Source organism: Pantoea sp. X-Soil-ISGK-259 (assembly GCF_059730705.1).
The window spans coordinates 44469-68377 of record NZ_AP035987.1 but is presented as its reverse complement, the minus strand read 5'-3'; the positions used below and the strand labels follow the sequence as shown (position 1 = coordinate 68377).

At 48.4% G+C, this 23909-nt stretch carries 22 protein-coding genes and 3 pseudogenes; 10 read left to right on the top strand and 15 right to left on the bottom strand.

Going from position 1 to position 23909, the window contains the following annotated elements; translation table 11 throughout:
• Positions 1-171 precede the first annotated feature (171 nt).
• Positions 172-1143: a sugar-binding transcriptional regulator gene (locus AC6I77_RS19495; protein WP_008924523.1), complete on the bottom strand. Its 972-nt coding sequence runs from the start codon at positions 1141-1143 to the stop codon at positions 172-174.
• Positions 1144-1457: 314 nt separating this feature from the next.
• Between AC6I77_RS19495 and AC6I77_RS19490 the strand changes: the two are divergent.
• Positions 1458-1718, top strand: a pseudogene (locus AC6I77_RS19490) (tyrosine-type recombinase/integrase); the annotation flags it as partial.
• A gap of 135 nt (positions 1719-1853) precedes the next feature.
• On the opposite strand, the gene AC6I77_RS19485 reads toward AC6I77_RS19490, so the two are convergent.
• Positions 1854-2639, bottom strand: coding sequence for a transporter substrate-binding domain-containing protein (locus tag AC6I77_RS19485; protein ID WP_039661687.1), 786 nt, complete (start codon positions 2637-2639; stop codon positions 1854-1856).
• 826 nt (positions 2640-3465) lie between these two features.
• Between AC6I77_RS19485 and AC6I77_RS19480 the strand changes: the two genes are divergently transcribed.
• Complete coding sequence (locus AC6I77_RS19480) at positions 3466-3906, top strand: GNAT family N-acetyltransferase (RefSeq protein ID WP_105099822.1); 441 nt, start codon at positions 3466-3468, stop codon at positions 3904-3906.
• 286 nt (positions 3907-4192) lie between these two features.
• A complete protein-coding gene (locus tag AC6I77_RS19475) occupies positions 4193-4636 on the top strand; it encodes an acetyltransferase (protein ID WP_008924519.1) in 444 nt (147 codons plus the stop codon).
• A 20-nt stretch (positions 4637-4656) separates the two neighbouring features.
• Here AC6I77_RS19475 and AC6I77_RS19470 read toward each other — a convergent pair.
• A pseudogene (locus AC6I77_RS19470) lies at positions 4657-4976 on the bottom strand (cupin domain-containing protein); the annotation flags it as partial.
• Positions 4977-5109: 133 nt separating this feature from the next.
• Complete coding sequence (locus AC6I77_RS19465) at positions 5110-5547, bottom strand: GNAT family N-acetyltransferase (protein ID WP_008924517.1); 438 nt, start codon at positions 5545-5547, stop codon at positions 5110-5112.
• 382 nt (positions 5548-5929) lie between these two features.
• On the opposite strand from AC6I77_RS19465, the gene AC6I77_RS19460 reads away from it, so the two are divergent.
• Positions 5930-7867, top strand: a complete 1938-nt coding sequence (locus AC6I77_RS19460) for a methyl-accepting chemotaxis protein (RefSeq protein WP_008924516.1) — start codon at positions 5930-5932, stop codon at positions 7865-7867.
• Positions 7868-8067: 200 nt separating this feature from the next.
• Here AC6I77_RS19460 and AC6I77_RS19455 read toward each other — a convergent pair whose 3' ends face one another.
• Entirely contained in the window at positions 8068-8616 is a 549-nt protein-coding gene (locus tag AC6I77_RS19455) for a GNAT family N-acetyltransferase (RefSeq protein ID WP_008924515.1), read from the bottom strand.
• A gap of 272 nt (positions 8617-8888) precedes the next feature.
• Here AC6I77_RS19455 and AC6I77_RS19450 point away from each other — a divergent pair, with 272 nt between their 5' ends.
• Positions 8889-10067 carry a DUF4236 domain-containing protein gene (locus tag AC6I77_RS19450; protein ID WP_008924514.1) on the top strand — a complete coding sequence of 393 codons (1179 nt, stop codon included), beginning with the start codon at positions 8889-8891 and terminating at the stop codon, positions 10065-10067.
• A gap of 219 nt (positions 10068-10286) precedes the next feature.
• On the opposite strand, the gene AC6I77_RS19445 is transcribed toward AC6I77_RS19450, so the two are convergent.
• Together AC6I77_RS19445 and AC6I77_RS19440 are read right to left on the bottom strand one after the other, a co-directional pair.
• Positions 10287-10922, bottom strand: coding sequence for a DUF2268 domain-containing putative Zn-dependent protease (locus AC6I77_RS19445; RefSeq protein WP_033742887.1), 636 nt, complete (start codon positions 10920-10922; stop codon positions 10287-10289).
• A 184-nt stretch (positions 10923-11106) separates the two neighbouring features.
• Entirely contained in the window at positions 11107-12747 is a 1641-nt protein-coding gene (locus AC6I77_RS19440) for a methyl-accepting chemotaxis protein (protein ID WP_008924512.1), read from the bottom strand.
• A 637-nt stretch (positions 12748-13384) separates the two neighbouring features.
• On the opposite strand from AC6I77_RS19440, the gene AC6I77_RS19435 reads away from it, so the two are divergent.
• Positions 13385-13543 (top strand): DUF7661 family protein, encoded by a 159-nt coding sequence (locus AC6I77_RS19435; protein WP_419721761.1) that lies wholly within the window; start codon positions 13385-13387, stop codon positions 13541-13543.
• Positions 13544-13735: 192 nt separating this feature from the next.
• Here AC6I77_RS19435 and AC6I77_RS19430 read toward each other — a convergent pair whose 3' ends face one another.
• The 3 genes and pseudogenes from AC6I77_RS19430 to AC6I77_RS19420 all read right to left on the bottom strand — a co-directional run bounded on the left by AC6I77_RS19430 (position 13736) and on the right by AC6I77_RS19420 (position 16224).
• On the bottom strand, positions 13736-14419 hold the full coding sequence (locus AC6I77_RS19430) for an O-methyltransferase (RefSeq protein ID WP_008924511.1): 684 nt from the start codon (positions 14417-14419) through the stop codon (positions 13736-13738).
• A gap of 24 nt (positions 14420-14443) precedes the next feature.
• Positions 14444-15184: pseudogene (locus AC6I77_RS19425) on the bottom strand (SDR family oxidoreductase).
• 290 nt (positions 15185-15474) lie between these two features.
• Positions 15475-16224, bottom strand: coding sequence for an SDR family NAD(P)-dependent oxidoreductase (locus AC6I77_RS19420; protein ID WP_008924508.1), 750 nt, complete (start codon positions 16222-16224; stop codon positions 15475-15477).
• A gap of 93 nt (positions 16225-16317) precedes the next feature.
• Here AC6I77_RS19420 and AC6I77_RS19415 point away from each other — a divergent pair, with 93 nt between their 5' ends.
• Entirely contained in the window at positions 16318-16644 is a 327-nt protein-coding gene (locus tag AC6I77_RS19415; RefSeq protein WP_003854309.1) for a winged helix-turn-helix transcriptional regulator, read from the top strand.
• 307 nt (positions 16645-16951) lie between these two features.
• Here the strand turns inward: AC6I77_RS19415 and AC6I77_RS19410 are convergent, their stop codons facing one another.
• Positions 16952-17893, bottom strand: coding sequence for a DMT family transporter (locus AC6I77_RS19410; protein ID WP_192378044.1), 942 nt, complete (start codon positions 17891-17893; stop codon positions 16952-16954).
• A 74-nt stretch (positions 17894-17967) separates the two neighbouring features.
• On the opposite strand from AC6I77_RS19410, the gene AC6I77_RS19405 reads away from it, so the two are divergent.
• Positions 17968-18822: a LysR family transcriptional regulator gene (locus tag AC6I77_RS19405; RefSeq protein WP_105099592.1), complete on the top strand. Its 855-nt coding sequence runs from the start codon at positions 17968-17970 to the stop codon at positions 18820-18822.
• Between the two features lie 275 nt (positions 18823-19097).
• Here the strand turns inward: AC6I77_RS19405 and AC6I77_RS19400 are convergent, their stop codons facing one another.
• Both AC6I77_RS19400 and AC6I77_RS19395 read right to left on the bottom strand, forming a co-directional pair.
• Positions 19098-19361, bottom strand: coding sequence for a hypothetical protein (locus AC6I77_RS19400; RefSeq protein WP_008924505.1), 264 nt, complete (start codon positions 19359-19361; stop codon positions 19098-19100).
• The gene (locus tag AC6I77_RS19395) at positions 19361-19885 is read right to left on the bottom strand and encodes a GNAT family N-acetyltransferase (RefSeq protein WP_110411883.1); all 525 of its coding nucleotides are present in this window, start codon (positions 19883-19885) and stop codon (positions 19361-19363) included. The genes AC6I77_RS19400 and AC6I77_RS19395 overlap by 1 nt, the downstream gene beginning before the upstream one ends.
• Positions 19886-19983: 98 nt before the next feature.
• Here AC6I77_RS19395 and AC6I77_RS19390 point away from each other — a divergent pair, with 98 nt between their 5' ends.
• Together AC6I77_RS19390 and AC6I77_RS19385 are read left to right on the top strand one after the other, a co-directional pair.
• A complete protein-coding gene (locus AC6I77_RS19390; RefSeq protein WP_003854318.1) occupies positions 19984-20889 on the top strand; it encodes a LysR family transcriptional regulator in 906 nt (301 codons plus the stop codon).
• 400 nt (positions 20890-21289) lie between these two features.
• Positions 21290-21586: a hypothetical protein gene (locus AC6I77_RS19385; protein ID WP_008924502.1), complete on the top strand. Its 297-nt coding sequence runs from the start codon at positions 21290-21292 to the stop codon at positions 21584-21586.
• A gap of 209 nt (positions 21587-21795) precedes the next feature.
• Here the strand turns inward: AC6I77_RS19385 and AC6I77_RS19380 are convergent, their stop codons facing one another.
• Positions 21796-22377: a DUF6886 family protein gene (locus AC6I77_RS19380; RefSeq protein WP_105099595.1), complete on the bottom strand. Its 582-nt coding sequence runs from the start codon at positions 22375-22377 to the stop codon at positions 21796-21798.
• 370 nt (positions 22378-22747) lie between these two features.
• Positions 22748-23662, bottom strand: a complete 915-nt coding sequence (locus AC6I77_RS19375) for an alpha/beta hydrolase (RefSeq protein WP_105099596.1) — start codon at positions 23660-23662, stop codon at positions 22748-22750.
• Between the last annotated feature and the right edge of the window lie 247 nt (positions 23663-23909).

The window sequence follows — 23909 nt, the reverse complement described above, 5'->3', positions numbered from 1 at the left end:
CGTCAGAATGAAAATGAATCCGTGAGGTCATCGGGCAAACGGCAGGGCAAAAAAGTTGGCGTTGCAGGAAGCGCCCGGATGATGAGGATAAAGGGGGAAATGACGCGGCATAATGGAAAAGCATGACCAGGACGCCTGCGGCGCCCTTAATGAAAGCCGGTTAAGTCGTAATCATGAGGCGTTAGCGAGCTTCACTGCCGTATCAAAATCCGTGATCAGCACATCAAGCAGGCCAGATTTTAGCGACGCCACGATGCCTTCATATTTCTGCTCTCCTCCTGCTACGCCAATCACGGTTTTGGTATTACGCAGCTGCTCTGTTGAAATCCCGAACCCCAGCCGGCTCATCGGACTGTCAAGGATCTCTCCTTTGCTGTTAACGAGCGTTATGCAGACGTCAGCCGCAATATCATCCCGGAAAAGTGGCGCCTGCCATTCTTCCGGAAAAATATCACACAGGCTTGACGATCCCGTTTTCCAGGCACCAATGCCCGTGATCACGACATCCAGCCGGGAATAATACTGCTGGGTGTCCATCACGGCCGGATCGCTGGCCAGCTTTTCTGCCAGGCTTTCATCATCCACCCACATTGGAACATACATAGGATGCGCCTTTCCCTGCGAGATGGTCGACAGCCTGTGGATGAGATCAATCGGTCCCTGGCTGAATTCTATACCGGGATGCACACCTGACAGCTGCACAACATCCAGCGCCGGCAGGCTGGTCAGTTGGTTCACAGTGCTGGATAATACCCGTCCCCAGGCAATGCCGACCGTCATTCCTGCGGTGAGGTAGTTGCTGAGATAACTGGCCGTAATGCCACCCAGCTTCTCATTGAGCTGCTCCTGACTTGCCCAGGATTCAGATACCGAAAGCACAACCGCGTTCTGCAGGCCGTATTTCTGGCAGAGACTGTGCGCAATTTCCTCATCCAGCATCTGCTGCTTCGGAAACAGAAACTTCACATACTCCTGCTGAATCGCCTCATCAATCAGACGGGCAGCCTTGAACCGCGAAATCTCCAGCTCCTCAGCAATTTCTGTTTTCGTTTTCATTTCCACGAAATAACGCCGCACAACGAGCGAATAGATGTAGCGGGGATCGTAACCGGACCAGCGGCTGTTCTTGATACGTTTAGGCATAGCGAATTCCGTTTTAGTCAAAAGTAAATCTCATTCAGGATAACCTGACATCCCTGCATTTTATTCAGAAGAGTATCGTTTTATGCGCTCATATGGTATCTGATGTGCTGTGCATTTTCCTACAGTGTGACTGCTGGCACGCAAACTGTGACCGGCGTGGTGAGATGTTCTTTGTCGTCATACAGCGACGCTTGATATACGCATAGTCCTGCGAAAGGCGGGCGCGGAGACCAGCATGAAAGCGAAAGCCAGGCAGATCCGTTACCAGGCCGGGCGATCTGCTATCGTTCATGTCGCTGTTAAAGGACTCCGTACAGGCCGCCAGCGCAGCCGCTGGTGACGGAGTCACGTTTTCCGTGCCGCTGACGCCGCATACTTTCCGCCACAGCTACGCCTTGCACATGCTCTTTGCGGGCATTCCGCTGAAAGCGCTGCAGAATCTGATGGTTCATAAGAGCATGAAGTCCACCGAGGTCTATACAAAGGTGTTTGCGCTCGACTTGGTGGCCCGGCACCGGGAGCAGTTTCATATGCCGGGCAATGAGGCGGTAGCAATGCTCATAAAAACAATCTGAGAAGTGGTCATTAGCCGGGCGGGTTCAGTTCAAAGCAGTTATGGCTTTGTACGCACAGGAGTATCAGGTACTTATCCTGCGCGGCCACAGGTTATTTTTGCTTTACGGCAGCGGCATATTTTCAGGGAGCAGCTTCTATGGATTTTTTACACTCAAATCCTGATTGTCGAAATAGCGTTTCTGCAGGACGGAATAGGTGCCGTTGCGGATAATGTTTTCGAGACCCTTATTGAGCAGCCGCTTCGTGCTGCTGTCACCCTGACGGATGCCGTAAGCAGATCCCCTGCTGAACAGATCCGCATCCGTCACTTCCGGCCCTTTCAGTTCAAAATCAATGCCCTGGGGCGTCCGAAGAAAGCCATATGTCAGCGCAACGGAAGGTACCAGGGCCCCCTCCACCCGGCCGGCATAAAGGTCCTCGTATATAGCCTCAAGGTCAGGATAGTTTTTTACAAACACACCTGCAGGCCGCCAGTATTTATCCGCATACGCTTCCTGAATGCTGCCCTGCTGTACGGCAATATTTTTTCCCCTAAGGCTTTGCGTCTCAGGCAGAAGATGAATTTCCTTTCTGGCTACCAGACGGGTTGGTAAATGAAATACGTAACGGCTGAAGTCGATAGCGTCCTGTCTTTTCCTGGTGACGCCGAGTGGCAGTATCACATCCACTTTTCTGGCCAGCAGCGCCGGAATTTGTGCATCGAAAGTATTGACGACATAGATGCATCTGACGTTAACGGATTTACATACAGCCTTCGTGACGTCAATTTCAAACCCCCCCGGCTCCCCGTTCTTGTCCCTGTACTGAAACGGGGGATTAGTCAGGTCGGCCCCGATGCGAAGAGCGTCACGGACGGCGGAGGCTGCCGGAAAGCTCACAAATATGATGATGGCCGTCAGCAGGCCTGTTTTCTTATGCATGGTAATGTCTCTCGCTTTTCTTTTGTGTCAGGAAAATGATTTATCCTGCAGACACCATGTGAACGGCGTAGCACTGATGCTGCGCAGATTAGTCCTGCTGTTGCGCCTTATACCTCCAGTATCAGGCCGTATATCCGGCCGGCGGGTCAGCTGTACCAGTAAAATGAGCTCCATTCAGGAAACACAAGCCGTTATCCCATACCACCGCGGAGGACAGGCTGCACCCCGAGACGCAGAATATTCAGGATTGCTGCTAAGAAAAAATGCCGGGTAACGACTGGCTGTATCCCGGTTGAAAACAGGCTGGTTATGCGCACAAGAATACGGACCACCAACTCAGTTTCATCAAGTGGCATTCGTAAGAGCGTCCGAAGGGAGCTGCTATCGCGGATGCACTCAGCTATTGCAGGCCCTGAACCCTGTACATTCTTTTTCATAACAACCCTGATCCCCCTCTCCAGTAACATGTCTTCTACTGGCAAATGATGCCTCGCCTTATCGCCTGTCAATTTGTGCATAAATGGCATGCGCCTATTACGTGCAGATGACAGTTCCCCGAGCGATACGGAACTCAATCAACCGGCAGAAACGTTACTGCACATAAGCAGTGAAGAAAGAAAGTGACCTGCTCCCCGAAAACTAACATGCCATGATGCAGGCAACGTCCGCTTTTGGCATAAAGCGGACTAACTTGATGTAAAGTCCGCTATGAGCGAGAAGCGGACATGACGTGCGGTATTGAGCTCGCCCAAGGTTCTATGCTTCTGTAAAGGACAGGATTATATCACTCTCAAAATTTATCGATTTTATATGTGGAATAAGACTAATGAATATCAATATAAGACCAGCTCAATTATCTGATGTTGAAAGTATTTTTACTATCAGAACGTCTGTTGTCGAAAATCACCTGAGCCGTGAAGAGATGCAGGAGATGGGCATAGCCGAAAGTACCGTGAGCAATATGATCGAAGAGAGTCGTTGCGCATGGGTTGCGACAGATAATGATAAAGCAGTGGGCTTTTCGATGATTTTAAGGGAAAAAGGCTCTCTTTTTGGTCTCTTTGTCCTTCCTGATTATGAAGGCAGAGGCATTGGTCGCAGACTTACAGAGATTGCGGAACAGGCGTTGTTCAAACATCACGAAGTTGCCTGGCTGGAAACCGATAAAAACAGCCGTGCGGCTAAATTCTACCTGCACCTTGGCTGGGGTAATATGACAACGTTAGATGGCGCTTATATTCGATTAGAGAAACAACGTGGTAGTTGACCTTATACGGCTCTCTTTAAGTGCCTCATCAGGCATAGCGCAGATATGTCAGCATAGTGAGGTCCGCTAAGAGCGAGAAGCGGAAGTTCGATGTGAAAAAGCTTAGGAGCATTGTCGTTGATGATGATAAAGGGAATCGTACTAACCAGCGTATTAGCACTTCTCATCACGATGATAAGTCATAGAAATTAAACTACTATTGTGAATTTTATTTCACCTTAGTAAATTTAAGTGAGCTATTTTCGTACGTTATTACTCAAAATAAAGCTCACGTTAAGGTTGAAAAATGTTGGATATCAGAATGTCACGACCATCTGAAGCGTCAGAAATCATACAAATCTGGAAGAGTTCGGTGGATGCTACCCACGACTTTCTGACAGCTCATGACAGACAAGAAATCGAAAAAGAAGTTGTCGGTTTTTTCTCAGAAACTCCTGTATGGGTTGCAACAAATCATGATGACCAACTATTTGGATTTATGTTTTTGCATGAGGGCCATTTGGAGGCACTTTTTGTAGCTGCCTCTGCTCGCGGACTTGGCGTCGGAAAACGGTTGATCTTACATGCTCTGGCGCTGCATCCAGAGTTAAGCATCGATGTAAATGAACAAAACCAGCAGGCCGTCGGATTTTATCAACATATGGGGTTTCAGGTCTCAGGGCGTTCCGAGCGGGATAATCAGGGAAGGCCATACCCCCTTTTGCGTTTAAGAATGGCTAATAAGATGTAACAATTGTGACACAGAAACTATTATTGATTTTTTTGGCTAAAAGCCACGATGTAAGAGCAGCTCTGCTCATTATCCGGATTGCTCATTCGGTACTCGCTTGCAAAGGTAGGGGCTATACAGTCACCGGCATGTAGATGATGTGTCTGATGATTGACATGAAAATCAAGGTAGCCATTCAGCATCCAAACGTTTGCCCGGAAAGATGCTCATTTGCAGAAGCGGGTATCGTCAGCTCACCCATCGCAGGAATTTCAACTTTGATCAATTCCGGGCATGCCCCCGCAAGAGACAAAGACCAGCGGATGATGCCTGACTGCTCATCCGTCCAATGCTGATGCTGATGCTGATAATTGAAACTAACCATATACGCACCTGTGGCGCTAAGGTATGAGCTGGCAACCTTAACGTCCGCTTTTGGCACAAAGCGGACTGATGCAGAGATCAATGTCCGCTATGAGCGAAAAGCAGACCTTTTATAAAGCCTTTTTCATAAAAATACGGCTTGTTCCTTCGGGTTTGCAGTCTATACGTCCAAATTCTTCCCAACCGTGCTTTTTGTAGAACTCAGGGGCCTGAAAGCTAATTGTGTATAAGAATGCTGCAGTACAGCCTCTTCTTCTTCCTTCCTTCTCGAAGTGTGAGAGGATTTCTGTACCAATCCCCTTACTCCGAAACTCCGGTGGTAGATAGAAGAGATCTATAAAAAGTAGACCCAACGAAGAACGCCCCTGCATTCCCCCTAGAACTTCACCGCTAGTCTTTGATTTTAATAATACAGATAATGGCAGGCGATCACTCATTCCCGTCATTAAATCATTGAAATTGTTAAGACCTTCTTCAATCGGGATTAATTGCTCGGCGTTAGGATTTGCGCAGATCTCTAAATTTATCCCTTCAAAAATATCATTCATTTAAAATGTCCTTATAGATTAAAGTGCTGTTTAAATATACAGCCATTAGGTGCAATCACAAGAGGTTTGTCGTTTATGGTTTGCGTTTAAGCCGCATGATCAACTTCCGCTTTTGGCACAAAGCGGACATGAATCATGTATAAAACTCGTTAAGAGAGAAATTGATATTAACAATCTTTCCTACCTCTTATGAGGTAATTAGTAACATCAGCATGGGCTAATTACTGGGTGACAGGTTAGACCTTGTTGCAATTCAACCTAAACATTCCCTTTCTTACGCCTGCTATAAAGTTAATGAACAGTTAACCGATAATGATGATTAAGATGCTTTCAATCTGCATTATTTTTGTTCTTATAATAATTAATTCAGCAGGATGTAAAAATGAGTAATATTCTTAACAATATTAATCTTACCGCTAAGTTTGCAATTCTGGGCTTGTTTTGCCTTGTTCTTTTTTCAGTTCCTACCGTGCTTTTTGTGTCAGAAGGTAATAAATATATTCAGGACAAGCAGAAAGAAGTAACAGGAGTGCCTGCTGAAAACAAAATCCTTGCCCTGTTGAATCTGATACAGCGCCATCGCGCTGAAACAGCCCTCGCTATTGCGCAAAAAAATCCTGCCACCTCATCGCGTCTAAGTGTTAGAGATGACATTGTTACTATCACCGATGTCATCAAGAAAGAGATGGCGCAGACAGAAGGCAGTGCGGGTTTAATCGATAAAATTAATGGGGTGCGTGCACAGTGGGACGCGCTGCAGCAGGACATTGATGCTTCGAAACTGGATCAAACGGCCAGCCTTGACGCACATGCGCAACTCATCCGCAAACTTCTTAACACAAACCGCGACGTGCTGGATTTTTACGGTCTGTCGCTTGATTCAGATATCAGTACGTACCGCCTGATTACCAGCAATTTCTCATCATTGCCTGAGCTTACCGAAAGTCTGGGTAAAATTCGTGCGTTCGGGACTTCACTGCTTGCCAGGAAAGAAGCCGTTAGTGAGGCTGACTCTGTCCGTATGGAATCATTAATCAGCACGGGTGCCTATAATCTGGATATGTTTGCTCAGGACTCAGAGAAGCTTTTTTCGTCTGATACAGGGCTGAAGCAGAAATTCAGTGCCGATGCCGACGGGGCCGTACAGGAAGCCCAAAATGCCCTGAAAACTGCAGGTGAGTTATTTATTAGCCGCAGTATGACGAATCAGAGTCCTCAGGACTATGCCGCACTTTTTACCAGCGCGATTAACAGATTCAGCACCTACGCGATTGCGGGCGGTAATGAACTGAATGACATGCTGAACCAGCAGATTACGGACCACCGGCATGCACAGTATGGTTTGCTGAGCGTTCTTCTCTTTATGGTCCTGCTTTCTGTCGTTTTCGCATTGATTATTATCCGTTCTGTAACACGACCTATCGGTGCCGCGTCCAAGCTTGCGCTTGAAGTGGCAGAAGGCGATCTGACCGCATCTTTTTCCGTGACAGGACGCAATGAAACAGCCGGTCTGCTTAAGGCATTACTGCAGATGAGTCAGCGCCTGACGGTGACGGTAGAAAACATTAAAAGTAATGCTGTCACCATTGCCACCTCATCTGAGGAGATTGCCCGCGGTAACGGCGATCTTTCTGCGAGGACGGAAGAACAGGCTGCATCGCTGGCTGAAACAGCCGCCAGTATGGAACAACTCTCTTCGATCATCGGCAACAATGCTGAAAACACCCGCCATGCTGCAGAAATGGCCAGCTCGGCTACCAGCGCGGCATTGCGTGGCGGTCAGGCAATGGAATCAGTGCTGGGTTCCATGGAGAAAATCAGCAGCAGTGCAGGGCAGATTAAGGAAATCATTTCTGTCATTGATGGGATTGCGTTTCAGACGAATATTCTCGCGTTAAACGCGGCTGTTGAAGCTGCCCGGGCCGGTGAGCACGGTAAGGGCTTTGCGGTTGTTGCGGCGGAAGTCAGATCGCTGGCACAGCGCTCGGCTGGCGCGGCGAAAGAAATTAAAGGACTGATCGAACAGTCTGTGGAGAATGCTGAGCAGGGCATTTCGATGGCCCGGGATGCAGGTGAAAAAGTGAAGGAGAGTATGGATGCGATTGAACAGACAGCACAGCTGGTGAGAGAGATTTCATCTTCTTCAGAAGAGCAGAGTGCAGGCGTATCGCAGATAAATATTGCCGTTACTCAGATGGATCAGGTCACACAGCAGAATGCCGTGCTCGTTGAAGAATCAGCATCGTCTGCTGATGAACTTGCAAGTCGAGCCGCTAATCTGAGGGACGCGGTTAGCGTGTTCCGCACAAACGCTGGTTAAAATTTCTGTTAAGTGCTTTTTATATGTCTGTAAACGGCGTGCTGCCAGGCGCATTTCTTAGGCCTGTCATCTCAGTAACAGTATTCCATAAGCCATCCTACGGGATGGCTTAATTCCTTCCTTACGTAACGTTGGCACAAAGCGGACATACGTGCTGCAAGGTCCGCTATGAGCGAGAAGCGGACTTTGTATTACTGGTATCATTGAACTCTTAGAGCATTCCACTCATCGCGGGTGATTTCCCAAAGCTCAGAATCCAGAAGGCCGCTGACATACTCCTTCTTAACAGTTTTGATAAGCCGCATTCCGCTAGTGACCGAAATACGCTGAGAGCGGCTGTTAAGGGCTGCTTTAGGTGCGCGTAACACCGGCTTATTCAACACATTGAACCAGTAATCTGTAGCCGCAATACTAGCCTCACGCATATAACCCTGACCCTGATATTCCGGTGCGAGCCAGAATCCGCGATTGTTGTCTTCTTCGTCGTAAAGACAGATCAAGCCCATGACTTTATCTGGTATCTCACGATTTCTGATAGTCCAGAACCATGCAATTCCTTTCGCCATGTCAGGCAGAGCAACGTTATTGACGTAATTCTCTGCACCATTCTCTGGATAAGGCCAGGGGACCGATGCCACCATATAGCGGACTATTTCCCAGCGGGGATAAAGCGTCTGGATCTGCTTAGCATCTTCGGCGACTAATGGTTTTAAAAGCAACTGATCTGTTGTAAGTGTGGGGGTTAGCATAGGCAATCATCCTTACTGGTTAATAAATTCCTGATCAGATTTTGTTTACCTTACGAAAAATATGCACATACCGTCATCTGTTACATCATGCAAAGATGGTATTACGGCTTCAGCGTCCGCTTCTGGCAGCAAAGTGAAATGCGGCAGGCTAAGGTCCGCTATGAGCGAAGAGCGGACATTAATCTCCTGCAAATGCCTTATTTTTTATATTGGTGATCACTTCCTTTAACACACCCACATGTTAGGATTATTCCTAATACATAGGAGGGTTTATGGGATTAAGTTTTAGGAAGCGCCTAAAAATTGCGCCAGGCCTGTATCTAAACGTGTCCTCGGGCGGCACTAGCTGGTCAGTAGGTGTACCGGGTGCAACACTCAATTTTGGGGGAAAGAGAGGAGCAAGAGCCACTGTTGGTATTCCAGGTTCTGGCATTTCATATAGCCATAAAATCGGTGGAAAAAAACCAAGCTCTCAGGATGACTCGATCTCTCCAACTGTTTTTTTTGAATCCGAACATTCTCCTCCTCCCTTTTTTGAACATATTGACCTTTCAGTGACTCCTGTGGTGAGCGCCGACATTGATACCATTGGTGAAATGGGAATGTCAGATCTCGCGGATATGATCAATCAGGCAGAAACAACACGTCAGGAAATTTCTAAACAACTCAGAGAATTAAAGAATAAGAAGCAAAAGCTCGACAATAAGGCCAGTTTCTACAGCATGATTATCCTGCGAAGCCTATTTAGCAAAAAGCTTGGTAAGCTTCGAGACCAGGTACACTCCACTGCCGAGTATATTGAGAGCGGGCAGGCTGCCCTAGAAAGCACGGGCTTAATATTTAACTGGGGAGGAGACGAGAAAATTCTTGCGCATTATCGCGCGCTCACTCAGTCATTCGGGACTGTATCTCGAAGCAAGAAGATCTGGGACATACTGTCATATCGTGAAACAGACAAGGTCAGGCAGCGCACTCAGGCGGATAAAGAGGTTTCACGTGAAGATGTACGGTTCAGTATGGGGCGACCAAACTGTCTTCCAGCTTCCCAAAATGACGAGTTCAAAATGGTTCCGCATCTGGAAAACCGCAATGGGGGGGATGTTTATATTTTCCCTGGTTTTCTGCTAATCGAAAACGAATCCCGGTTCGCAGTAGTTTCAATTTCCGACGTGGAGTTAGACTTTGCGCGAACACGGTTTGCTGAAACCGAAAGCGTTCCGTCAGATAGCAAAGTTGAAGGTAACACGTGGCGGTACGCGAACAAAAATGGTGGGCCAGACAGGCGCTTTAATGATAATCATCCGATCCCTTGGGCCATCTACGGAATCTTGTCGATTCGTTTCAGGAACGTGCTTCATGAGGAGTACATGATATCGAATGAAGAGGCAGCGAGGCAGTTTGCAAAGCATCTTCTTAATCTTATTGAACATACAAAACTTAGTACCCTTTGATCAGTACGCTGTTCAGTAATGACTATGAAATATACTTTGAGCCGGGAATTTGCAGTGGGGACCCGTTCCCTTGGCATTAGCATGCTAATGTAATTTTAACGTCCGCTGTTGGCACAAAGCGGATGGAGTCAGATGAACGTCCGCTATGAGCGATAAGCGGACCATGAGATTTTCGCTTATAAGTTGAATAAAAGCTTAAGAGAAATAAAAGTATGTACTTCATATAAAAGCCTTTAACTCCTCAGCATTTATGTTCGCCAGCATTGATGCTTTCAAGTTTGGGGATGATGCGAGATACCTGGATATCAGGTTGAAACCTGCCGTATAACCCAGCCACCTTGGTAAATCTCCAGTTCCGAAAAACCAGGCATTATGGTCATAATCAGTACGATGCCAGTTTTCAAGCATGAGTGGATAGTAGGGCTTAACAGTATCAGTCATGAGGCTTTCCCAGGGCTCAGATTTACCACCAAAAAGCTCAAGAGAAAAATGCCCGGCAAGTCCTTCAGAGACTAGTACTTCGCCCAGCGTTGAGCCGTATCCCGGTCCTGCCCACCTCGCAGCATGGTGAAGTTCATGAGCAAACATACGTTCAAGGGAGTTCTCAACGTTTTTGCAGAATGCAGGATTTTCCGGATCGACTGTTATATAAATAACTCCAGCTTCAGGACAAAAACCGACATGCCCTTTCTCAGGGATAACAAACTTCCCGGACTTAACTATGACGTCTACTGAAGGAGTCGGCATCAACCTTGTGACCTGGACGTAGGTATCGGTCAGGTTAGTTCTCAGCCATTTACTGTGAACAGTGAGTTTTTCCTGAGCATTCAGAATATGGATGGTTATTTGAGACATGTCAGTCTTACCCAGAAACATTAGTAATATGCGGATACTAACAGACATATAGGGCATGTCATGTTGCTGCTCAGCAAGTGGCCGACCAATGATCACTAATGTCCGCTTCTGGCACAAAGCGGACGTTCTTAAGAGTCAATACGGAAAAGGAGTGAGGCTGCGCTTTGCAGGACGCAGCCAGATATCAGAAGGTAGTCCAGTTTCCGTCTGTATCAGCAGGCGCTTCTTTCTTCACTGTGGCTGGTACAGATGCGATTACATGCCGGGTGGCTGCAGGATGTGAGACTGCAGCAAGCGTGAACACTGACACCGACTGCAGCAGCAGTGATGCCTGTTCGCGCAGACTCTGTGAGGCTGACGCCGATTCTTCGACCAGCGACGCGTTCTGCTGCGTCATACTATCCATCCCGGTTACGGCAATGCCTACCTGCTCTATACCGCGGGCCTGTTCGGCACTTGCAGCGGTAATTTCCTCAACGGTGTCACTTAACTGACCGACTGATGACACTATATCCGCCATCGTAGTCACAGACCGGCTCGCCAGGGTACTGCCTGCACTTACGCTTGCCGAGTTTGCCTCAATCAGCTGACGGATTTCACCGGCGGCCGTGGCGCTGCGGCTGGCCAGCGTGCGCACCTCACCGGCGACGACGGCAAAGCCACGTCCCTGTTCGCCTGCACGCGCCGCCTCTACCGCCGCATTAAGGGCCAGTATGTTGGTCTGGAAAGCAATACTGTCAATCACTGACGTGATATCGGCAATTCGGCCTGAGCTTTCGCCAATAGATTTCATTGTTCCGGAAATGTCGGAAGTCACCTCACTGCCCTGGCGGGCGACCTCCCTCACGTTAACGGCAAGCTGTGCTGCCTGACGGGCATTGTCGGCATTGTTTTTGACAGTGACGCTGAGCTCGCTCATGGTAGCAGCGGTCTGCTCCAGTGCACTGGCCTGCTCCTCGGTGCGCTGAGACAGGTCTGTGTTCCCATGCGCAATCTGCAGGCTGGCTGCGGCAACGCTTTCGGCGTTCCGGCGTACTGCGCTGACCGTCTGCGCCAGCGAGTCCTGCATCTCAGCAACTGCGGTGAGCAGCATGCCGGTTTCATCCCGTCCGCTGACAGGGACGGCCTGACTCAGGTCTCCGCGTGCGATACGTTGTGCGGCAGCAAGCGTGATGCTCAGCGGACGGGTAATACTGCGGGTGATCAGCCAGGCAGCGGCCGCTGCAAGCAGAACGGCGATAGCACTCAGTGAGGTCAGCAGAATGGTGGCCGCATGTTGTTCATCTTCAGCAGCAATACGCGCCGTTTGCATCTGTTGTTCCTGAAAAGATACCAGGTCTGCAATAGTTTTCAGGTAGTCAACCTGGGTCTGGTAGCGCGGACCAAGAAGAAGTTGCGCGGCCTCTTCCCGCTTACCTGCCATTCCCAGCGCGACAACATCATCAGAAAAAGCAAGATACTGACTGCCGGTGCTCCTAATTTGCGCAATGAGTTCCCGGCTTTTTGGTGCCTTCAGCAGAGCGTCAACCTGATCAACCGTAGCGGTAATTTTATCATGTACCCTGTCATAATCTTTTTTAAAGACGGCTTTACGGTCAGGTGCATCCGCCAGGACAACGTTACGGACCAGCCGGCTAAGGTCAGTTGAATAGTAACGCAGATTGGTTGCAGTTGAGGCCTTCTGGTAGCGGCTGCCTGCAAGCGTATCCGCCGTCTCTCCGAGGGATTGAATGCGGGTAAATCCGGTAAAAGCAACGATGACCAAAAGGAGAAGGATGAAGGCAAACGCAGCGCCAAGCCGCGTGCCGATTCTGATGTTGTTCATAATGTTCCTGGCTGAAATAACGTTTATTTAATAGAGCTTTACATGTGGGTTAACGCTAATTTTTTATTTTTTTGTAGGGTCATTCATAGGCAGTTGTGGGCCATTGCTGTATGCGGCTTGTGTAAAATGTCGGACTACAGGGAATGCATATCGATGCACTTACCTGTTCATAGTTTGATAATTTTTTTTTGATTAAAACCAGCGTTTCTCCGGCAGATCTGGTGACAGAAATAAAAAATCCCGGCTCAGGGGAGGCAAAGCCGGGAACCACTTCTAAAAGGACAAACGCTGTCAGTGACAGAGGCAATCATACCGACAGGCATAGCTTTTATCGGTTCGCTTATCAGAAACTTTATTTCTTATGAAAGATTACGGCTGAATGAGAGTATGCATCTCCTTTGGGAAAGGATGAGAGCTTCTACCGGAATCTTTATTTCCATGATATGCAACTCTATTGATGTTCGCTTTGAGTGAAAATCGGACGCAGGCCATTTATATATCTTCGTTTTTCTCGTTGACCTGCCCAGACGTATATACCATTAATTCAGAGATTCATCAGCATGCTCGGAGGTTGCATATGTTGGTATATAACGTTTTTGGGCGACATCTTGGCGTTCAACGTTAGAATGATCGGTGGCTGGTGTTTCGTGCTGACCTGACGGAAAGGAAGTTTTCCTGGCTTTATGACGTCGCTATTCCAGATGATATGACAGAAGGTGAGATTGCTGGCTGGCTAAGTGATATTTTTCATGAAGCCTCAACCGAGCGTCATCCAAATGTGGAACGAATCGAATAACGATTTGATGAATAGCTTTACTCTGAGTCCGCTTCTGGCACAAAGCGGACATGTGCAACAAACAATGTTCGTTATGAGAGAAAAGCGAACGTTTTGTATATAACTTTTAGACACCATAAACAGTACAGTTTTTATTTATCGTTCAGAAACAGTGAATGAACATTTGAGGTCAGTGCGTTTTCCTGAATACCATCATAGGGTTTTAACGATAGCTATAACGAAACCATCCCATCCTTTTTCACCAACAGTCTGAACTGCCGTCGCTTCAAGGCGTTCATCCTCAGAAATCATCCCGACAAATTTTCGCAGGCCCAAAACGTTAGGATCCTCACTCGTGGAGTCAATGACATTGCCACCGCGCACTGTGTTATCTCCTACGATAACAGTGCCTGGTTTCGACAGTCTGATAGCCCATTCAAGGTAGTGGGGGTTATTCACTTTATCGGCATCGATAAAAATCAGGTCAAAAGGAGCATCAAGCGTGGGTAAGACCTCAAGCGCAGCTCCCCTGTGCAACGTGACGCGCTCAGCCAGCCCCGCTTTATTAATGTTCTGGCTGGCCACTTCTGCATGATGCTCGTTGAATTCAATTGTCGTGATGCTTCCATGTGGTGGGAGAGCTTTGGCCATCCATATGGTGCTATACCCCCCAAGCGTTCCTATTTCAAGAACCCGAACAGCACGTGACATTTGCATGAAAATAGCCAGCATTTTTCCCTGCAAAGAGGATACGTCATGCGTAGGCAAACCTTGATCTGAGTTATTAGCGAGAGTGTATTTTAAATCTGAATCTTCAGGGGCTAGCTTTTCAGAAAACCAGGCATCTACCTGAGCCCATTTATCAGAATCTTGTGAAGGGTAATCCGGAATGCGCATATGAATTTAAGCTCTCAAAAAACTTCAGTAATGAACCAGCCCGCCATCTACAGCATACTGGCTGCCGGTAACATAGGATGCGTCATCGGACAGGAGGAAAAGTGCAACTGCAGCGGCCTCTTCTGCTGTTCCTGCATGGCCTAAAGGAACATGGCTTACCACAAAATCTTCAAACTGCTGACGTGACTGTTCCGGCATGAAGTGCCTGAAGTTGGTTTCAATCGGACCCGGCACCAACGTGTTGACGCGGATACCGCGTTCAGCCAGCGCAGATGCCCAGCTTTTGACCATAGCAATAACGGCACCTTTCGTCGCTGCATACAGGCTTGTCATCGCCGCTCCTTAATATACAGATGAGGATGATGTCACTAGAACGGATGCACCTGAATTAAGTGATTTGGAGAGAGCTGCCAGCTGTAGCATCGGACCGCGCACATTAGCGTTCATCATACGATTGAAAGAATCTGCCGTAACAGATTCCGGAGAGCCTACCTCTGCATAGCCGGCATTAAGCCATAATCCATCAAGTGAACCCCAGCCGCTGATAGCTTCCCCCAGTCCGTTGATGTCAGTTTCGCTTGCAGCATCGCTTTTCAGAATAAGCGATGTCACAGGAAGCAAGCTGCGTGCACATTCCAGCCTTTCGTCATTAAGCCCCGTAATGGCTACGTGGCCACCTTCAGTAACAATACGCTGAGCGCCTGCCAGCCCCATGCCACTGGTGCCGCCCGTGATCAGTATACGTTTACCCTGAAATCTTCCCATGTTTACTTCCGTTACCTGGCTGCAGAATCAGCATTTACCTTACGTAAAAAAAACACTATTCGTCATCTGTTTCATCACGCAACCATGGGAACGACTGGATTGATGCTTGTACGACCGCTTCTGGCACAAAGCGGACTGAGTCAGATGAACGTCTGCTAAGAGCGAAGAACGGACCTTGCTAAAAGAAGGTGTATCAGAAGCTGAGCACCACAGAGGGTCTGATATTCTTTTAGATACAGAAGCCCGGAGAAACCGAACCTCTGTAAAGCCTTATTAAGCGTAGATAATCACTAGATTTGCGCTGAGCCACCGTCAACAAACAGTTCGCTTCCGTTAACGAAACTGCTGTCATCCGATGCCAAGAACAGTGCCGCAGCGGCCACTTCTGCGGGGTCAGCCAGCCGGCCCAGCGGCGTGGTGGATTCAACCGCACGGATCATTTCACTGTTGAATGTCTCGTCAGGTGAAAGACCATGCCAGCCTGGAGTCGAGGTTGCGCCTGGCACCAGAATATTAACCCGAATCTTTTTCGGTGCCAGCTCAAGGATCCATGCCCGTGCAAAATTGCGCACGGCAGCTTTGCTGGCGCTGTAAACGCTAAATGCCGGCACGCCGGTCGTGGCACTGGTAGAACCGGTCAGTATGACTGAAGCTCCCTCTTTCAGTAAAGGCAGCGCTTTCTGTACGGTAAAAAGTGTGCCTTTAACATTGGTGTCAAAAATTCGGTAATAATGCGCTTCAGTAACATCCGCCAAAGCGGCGAAATCTCCGCCGCCAGCGTTGGCGAAAAGTACGTCAATATGCCCGGCCTGCCGCTGAACTTCCTGAAAAAATGCCTCAAGATCCTGCATTTTAGAGATGTCGCTGGGTATCCCCACCGCATTATGGCCCACTTCCAGAACAGCTTGTTCGAGTTCGGCTGCACGACGTCCCGTCATAAAGAGCTGCGCGCCCTCCGCGGCAAAACGCTTCGCCGATGCCAGTCCGATGCCACTGTTAGCGCCAGTAATAACCACAACTTTTCCTGTCAGTTTGCCCATGTTTTTGTCCCAATTGCGAAGTAAAAAAAGATAGTAACGCTATACCTTCTTATGTAACAGTACCTACCTAAAGGTATGTATAAGGAAAAAGTTATGGAGCCGATCTGCGGCCTTGATGTGGCCTTTCGTTATATTGGCGGTAAATGGAAACCCGTTATGTTATTCCATCTTCAGTTTGGTCCGCGTCGTTTTGGAGAACTCAAACGACTCGTTGAAGGTATCAGTGAAAAAGTGCTGATCCAGCAACTCAAAAATTTAACAGAGGACGGCATTCTGGTAAGACATGATTTCCAGGAGGTGCCGCCTAAGGTTGAATACAGCATCACTGAGTTTGGTCGTTCGCTGGCGCAGGCGTTACAACCTCTTTGCGAATGGGGAAACGCTAACCGCTTTCGCCACCAGGCTGAAGAACAGCAGTAAAGGGATGCCTGACAGGCATAGGGTGCGTGTCTGAAACCAGATAATATTCAATGGAGAGAATGGCAATCGATAGGGATGAGGTGATTGCTGATTTTAACAGCAAGATTGACCTGCTCCCCGTTGATAGATATACGCATCTGGCACAAAGCGGACAAGCTAACTGAGCTGAGGTCCGCTATGAGCGAGAATCGGACATTGCAGATATCGCGATGTATAAATCTTTGGAAAGCAGGTCACAGATCCATGTTCTCATGACCCCGCAAAGAGTGACTCCCGGCTAATTAGCAAATCGGATTAAAATGGGTGCTCATGAGGGAGGATTTTTCTCTGCTGCCTCACCACGTATGACCATCCAGATCCCGACAGAAGAAACCGCCATACCGAAAGCCATCTGCCAGGAAAGGGGCTCATTGAACATAGCCCATGCCCAGATCATTGTGACAGGTGGACTGAGGTACAGCACGGTGGTAACACGGGTTGCTGAGCTCCGGCGTAGACAAATCCAGTAGAGACCGTAGCCACCAAAAGTTGGCAGAGTCGCCGTCCATAAGACGCTGAGCGTGAACCCTAATGTGGGGATTGGTGCCAGGTCGCCGTTAATGCCGCCAATTACAGCAAAGGCAATTACCGCGACGAAACACTGGAGCCAGAGATTGGGCAAGAGATCCATTGACTGTGAATCATTACTGCGTTTCTGCCAAAGCGTTGCTACTGCAAGCGACAGCATACCCGCTACCGGCAAACCATAAGCCCAGAGTGGGGCGTTGCCAAAAGTGAGCACGTTACGGGTCACCCATATCACGCCGAGCAGTCCCGTGAGTAGCCCAAGCCAGACCCGGGTGGCTAACCGTTCCCCCAAAAATGCTGTCGCCAGCAGCGCCATTCCCAACGGAAGCAGATCAGCACACAGGGCTGCGAGTCCCGCCGGGACACCCAATGCAATCCCCTGGGTCACACCGATCATATATCCGACCATGGCCAGCAGGCCAATTCCGGCATTTATCATTAGCACTCTGGGAGGTGTTTTTAACAGGGGTCGGTACACGAAGGGTAAGAGGAGCAGCGTTAACAAAACATAGCGCCAGAACACGACCAGTAATGCCGGGGCATAATTAATTGAAAAGCGTGCGCCGATAAAACCTGAACTCCAGGAAAACAGTAAGGCAACCTCAAGCAGGGGCAAAGGAATGGTATAAAGCCAGTTAAGGCTTAACGACTTTTTTCTTTGAAATTGATTTATTTTGCTCATTCCAAAAAGGTAATAGATGGGTGTAATCTGGTAAATCAAAATGATATGTACAACTGGTTTAAAGAAGGTAAACATTGACCACAACGCTTTCTATCGAGCTACTTCGCACTTTTCATGCTGTCGTACGAACAGGAAAATTCAGCGCTGCAGCTAAACTCCTCCATAAGAGTCCTGCGGCAGTGAGCATTCACATTCAGCGTCTGGAGGTCGTTGCAGGTGGGCAGTTACTGCAACGCGATAATCAGTCCGTAATGCTGACTGCACTAGGGAAAAAGCTTCTGCGCTCAACAGCAGAGCTCCTGCGCTCGCATGATCAGATACTGGCTGACCTTCATGGGGCGAATCTCACCGGGCGAATCATCCTTGGCATGCCTGATGAGTATGCTGCTCAGGTTATCCGGGAGATACTTCCTCCATTTAGTGCGGCGTGGCCGAACGTTGTAATGGAGTTGAAAATGGGGCCCAGTAACGAGCTTGAAGAGTGGATAGATCGAGGAAAACTGGATGCGGCAGTGGTCGTCCAGCCTAAAGAAAAAACCAGTCCCGATGCGCAGTTGTTAATGTCAACCACGCCCGTCTGGGTAGGTCCTCTGAACAATACTGTGGCGCTTGAAACCCCCCTGCCTCTGGCTGTCTACGCAGCGCCATGTATTTATCGTAAGGCTATTACCGCCTCGCTCAAAGCTTCAGGTCGACGTTCGCGCATCGTGCTGGAGAGCCATTCAAGTAAGGCGGTCCAGGCATGTGTCGAAGCAGGACTGGCCGTAAGTTTAATGGATCGGGGAAAGGTATCAGGCCACATGGTTATTCTTGAGAATATGCCTACTATTCCTGACCATAATATCGTGTTCATACGAAGCGCCCAATCATATGGGGACGAAGCTGTAGATCTGCTTTCAAAAGCGCTTCATCAATCATTCCGGCTTTAAATGGCTAATAAGATGACTGCAATCAGATGTTCTTATCTCATCATTACTGTGTGAAAGGTTTCCTTGTAAAAAGCACTCCTGTTTCTTTTACCCAGTTATCGATTAGTCTTTGGCAAATATCGCTGATATGTCCCTGTAACATAAAAATGCTCTGTTATGTTGGATTTTATACATAAGTAATGTCCGCTCCTGAAATAAGGCTGCAGTTGCAGCCCTCGCAAGTCAGACTTTAATCGACGCAGATACCTCCAGAACATCAATTTCCGCAGGCTGCATCAGAAACTTTCAGCAACGGTCCCTGCCATCATCATTAATCGTCCGCCGGTCCGAGCCATGACATAACCTGTCAGCGGCGAAACCAGCCCCATGACCAGCATGGCAACGGTAAGGCCAGAGAAAGTCACCACCGGAGACCAGCCCGTCTCTGCCATGATGGCGGTTCCGAAAACGCCGGGCATGTAGAACGTAATTCCCCAGTTGATAAGCTGTGCCATACCAACGCAGAAAATATTGCGCCCGGTCAGATGTCCGTCTGTCATCAATTGCTCTCCGCAGGCGTGGCGTCGCCCTGTCCGAGCGTGCGCTGCAGAATGACCGTATCGAGCCAGCGCCCATGCTTAAATCCTACCGACCGGAGTGTGCCGGTGATGCTGAAGCCTGCGGCACTATGCAGAGCAAGAGAGCCCCTGTTTTCGCTATTTCCCACCACGGCTACGAGCTGGCGAAAGCCACGGGCTTCTGCCCAGGCTATCGCATGGGATAACAACATTTTACCGGTGCCTCGTCCCTGATAATTGACATCCATATAGACGGAATCTTCCAGGGTAAAACGGTAGGCGCGACGTTCCCTGTAAAAGGAGAGGTAGCAATACCCCCGGACCTGTCCGTCCTCAACCGCCACAAACCAGGGCAGTCCTGCTGAACGCACCTTTTCCAGTCGGGCTGCTATTTCAGCTGCATCCGGCGGTTCGGTTTCAAAAGTAGCGGTGCCCTGTAATACGTGGTAAGCATAAATCTGCTGGATAGCAGGAATATGTTTTTTATCTGCTTCTGTTATTTCCATCGGTAAGGCTCTTTTTCTTCTGAGAAACAAAGACTAACCCGGGTAAATAATTTCAGTCAGACTGCGGGACTTATCAGCGGTATAAGGAAAACTTTGACATGGCAAACCTGAACCTGGATCACCTTACGACTTTCAGGATGGTCATCAGCCGGGGCAGTTTCTCTGGCGCAGCAGACGCTCTCGGACTCTCACAACCTGCTGTCAGCCTGCAGATAAGACAGCTGGAGCAGACACTCCAGGTCCGCCTGATTGAGCGAACCAGCCGGGGAATAAGACCCACTCCAGCGGGGCTGACTTTTTCTGAGCACTGTATAAAAATTGATTCAGTAATCAATACAGCCATTGAGTCAGTGTCTCTGCACTCAGACGACATAACCGGCACCGTTACTGTCGGCATGGGGGCAACGGCCTGTATTCATCTTCTGCCTCCCGTACTGCAGCAGCTGCGACAGGCACATCCTCTGCTAAAAGTAGACGTCCGCACGGGCAATACTTCCGATATTGTCCGGAGCGTGGAGGAGAATCGTATAGATATTGGGCTTGTAACACTTCCAGCTAACGGCAAATGCCTGAGAGTAAGCCCGCTGGGCACTGATGAGTTTGTTGTGATCATGGAAAAGGATGCACCAGATCAGAGCGTGAAACCGCTGTCTCCCGATGCCCTTTTGTCACTGCCGCTGATTGTTTTTGAACCTGGGAGCGGGACACGCGCCTTGATCGACGAATGGTTTCATAATGCCGGGCTAACTGTCAGCCCCATGATGGAGCTTGGCAGTATTGAGGCCATTAAAAAGATGGTACGTTCCGGTCTGGGCTACAGCATCGTTCCCCGTATGTCTGTTGCAAATATTGATGAAAGGCAGGGTCTGAGTCTTTACTCTGTGACGCCCTCGCTTCATCGAACTCTGGGGACAGTAATGCGAGAGGATCGGATTGTCAGCAGGGGCATGAGTGTCATACTGAAAAGACTACAGGCTGGTTTTGCAAAAGATGAAATCAGCTAAGTATTTCCGGATAAAGTTGTCTGGCAGCGGCGGCTGGTTTGCTCCAGACAATATCCCTGCAGCTTAAGCCACCGGTGGCCTCTTCCGGCACACCGCGGCGGTCAGAATAGATCTCCCGCCACCTTAAGCTCTCCGGCACACCGGGACGTTGGCCTGATTACGCTAACTGGCAGACAGCTTAACTTCGCCGAACCGCCAGAAGCGGCGTTTCGGGTCTTATGGCCTGGGTCTGTTAGAAAGTAAGTGTGACATTCGATATGTAACGAAGAATGGCGTTTGCATCACGTGCGGGAACAATGTCGGTTAAGGGCTAAATGCAGTCTTTTGCTAATTACTCAGTAACAGAGTTGGTATGCTTTGGCTTTCCTCTAAATGACACTCTCACAGGGGGACGGATATCATGAAGCAGGTCAGAATCTATACACTCAAAGACAGACAGTCAGCAGAAATTTATTTTCACAGACACTGGCCCCGACACATGGTCTCTCTTCCGGCCTTTGGTATATATGTCAATCATGTTTATCTGGGGAAAGAATGTCAGGTCATTGCAACAGTGACGTATCAGGAAGGGGCCGAAATAGAAGCCTTAAATCAGAAATATATGACCAGCAAGGAGTTCATGTCTGACATGGACGGCTTTGATATGTCTTCAATCCTTCGCGTGGATGAAATCAGCATTAAAGAATCGCTTTTCTGACTTCGTAACGTTCTGAACCAGCACGAGTGTTCCGGTCTCAGTCATTTAAATTAATACGCAGCCACCAACCAGCCCTTAAGGCGTGGCTCAGATACAAAGCATTTTACCGGTCCGCTTACGGTATCAAGCGGACTGACGTCAGGCTAAGGTCTGCTATTAACGATGATCAGGCATCACCGATGTAAGGGCCTTACCTGCCGGTAACACGTTTATACAAAAATCTGGCGACCCGGCCTGGAATGCGTCCAGCCAGGCTTGCCCCAGTCTTGTGCGTTTCTCAATCTTATCCCACTGGCGTGAAGTGATGTCAGCCATACGCTTTTGAGTGGCGTTAGCCTTTCCATTACCCGAAGCGTTATATTGCGCAATGCAAGTTCAGTATCAAGGTTGGAAAACGCTTTCAAGTCAGTTGGGATAACATTATTTTGAGATACCCACATACCGACCTCTCCTGTTGGTTCAAAGCCATCTACTGGCAATTCATATCTGTAAATTTTCCCGCTTTGAAAACGTGATAGCCATGCATGTTCAATACAGGCAATCGCCGTAGCCTGAGAGTCACTGCCCATCCATTTTTCAATGTCCACTCTGCTTGTGTCAGGTCGTGGCCAGTAAATGATACGTGGACACTCACGAGGGAAAAGATAAAGTAATTCATGCGCTTCATCCGTAGCCCATATCAGTGAGCCGTTTAACCACTCCTGCCCGGCAGGTCGATCAACATGAACCCTTAACTGGCGAGGTTTAAATAGAGTAATATCAGAATTATCACTGAAATGAAAAAGACGCATTAAGACTCCGTTTAAAATGAATCGAGAACGCCAAACAACTAATATTGAATAAATAAAGTTTCGTCTTTATGAATGATTTCTTAAATTAATTTTTCAGGCAGGCAGATATTGATCATCTTTGAAACTGGATGTGTGAAGCGTCCATTTCTGGCACATAACTGCTGATACATAATGAGGTTTGTAAAAAAATGCCCCTATGTACATAAAGTCACCCTGGATAGGTGCTGGTCAGATGAGAATGAGAAGCACGTCAGGAGCTTGTCATGTAAAACTTTCAAGGAGTCAGGAGAGACGATTATAGTTATCCGAGACGAGGAAAAACATGAGTTAGCCTCATGACGATCAGGCAATTCTGCCCTTTAAAAGATAACTACTCATGTTTGTAATCCGTCATTGAAGACAGCCGTCTGAAGTGTTCTCTCAGGATATCTGTTAACTCAAAAATACACTCGAGATGTGTGCTGCCCTCAACAATTCGCCTGGTTAAATGCGGATTGCCGCATCTCCTGAAAAACTCATCCATTCTGCTTACATCAAACAGTTCGTCATGCTCAGCAAGCATGATTGTTAGTGGAATCGAAATCGCTTTGAGTTGCCTTGCTGGATTACGAGGGGTAAGGGCATTAGCCATATTAACGCTATAAGTCTGAACGAAGTCCGGCCTCGAATTGAGCACCTCACAGGGAAATTTAAGCCTTACTCCCGTAGAATGACCACAAAGAAAACCCCCACTCATTGCATTGATTATGAAGCTCCAGCGGTTTATCGATGCAAAGGGAATGGAAGAATCCCGGTTCAGATTCGGGGGTGAAAAAGGGCCTAACGCTGGGGCTAGCAAAATCAGGCTTTCAACTTTCCGCGATAGAGAATATTGCGTAAAGTAGTTGATCAGCATGCCACCGCCACTGGAATGACCAAGCAAATGAACCCTGGCATCATTAAAAGAAGCGCGAGCATAATCGATGACTTCATCAACATCCTGCCAGATTTGCTCAGGGCTTGAAGCATCCCCTCGGATTCCCGTTGAGCGACCGTGCCCACGGATATCAATGAGATAAACACAGACGGGTAGAGCGGAGCTCAACTGTCTTGCAAGAATGTCGTAACCAGCATCAGAGTTAACACCACCACCGTGATATACGATGAGAACCTCATCCACGATCGTTTTTGGCTCATATCTCCTTATATACAACCCATTGAGTTGTCTTTCGATGACTTTAGCAGGAGGAAGTAACTGAGCATTGAGCTGTTCAAAGCGCTCGATAAAACGGGTGAAATCAATCACGTTTGAATTCCTTATTAACAAGATTCACTGCCTGTGAAGTTCTAACATCAAGCATGCACATTGTACTGTATGTGAGGGAAAGCTTTTATCATAAGCGTTCTTTGACGCTCCCCTACTGAGCCTCATGGAGCATTTCTGCGGACTGACGTCAGGCTGACGTCTGCGAGGAGCGAGCATTGTTTATACGTATGCCTTAGAATCAGAGGCTCGGCTACATTACGTGCATAATCGATATGCTATCGGAACG